The organism is Telluria sp. AZSoR62 (assembly GCF_058111565.1).
Map to the genome: position 1 here is coordinate 1 of NZ_JBYTST010000336.1, position 267 is coordinate 267.

At 66.7% G+C, this 267-nt stretch carries 1 protein-coding gene; it reads right to left on the reverse strand.

Translation table 11 applies throughout. From position 1 onward, the window contains the following. A partial coding sequence (locus AC3XQU_RS24035) for a DUF3577 domain-containing protein (RefSeq protein ID WP_489876641.1) occupies window positions 1-267 on the reverse strand: 267 nt, incomplete at both ends.

The window sequence follows — 267 nt, forward strand, 5'->3', positions numbered from 1 at the left end:
GACTTCACCTGCGGGCTCGCGCTCGGCGGACTCGATAGGCTGGTCGGCAGCGGTGTCGGCGGCATCCTCGGCTTCGGGCGCGGGTGCGTCCTCGGCCTGCGGCGCCTCGGCTTGCGCCTGGCTCGTCGGATAGACCTGGGTGCCGTCGATCTTGATCAGACCGATGTGGATCAGCGTCGATTCCAGGCTCGCTCCCGGCTCCCCGGCGCGCTCACCCTTGGTGCGGATGTACGGATCGATCTTCATGTCGTTCAACTTGAAGGCGAT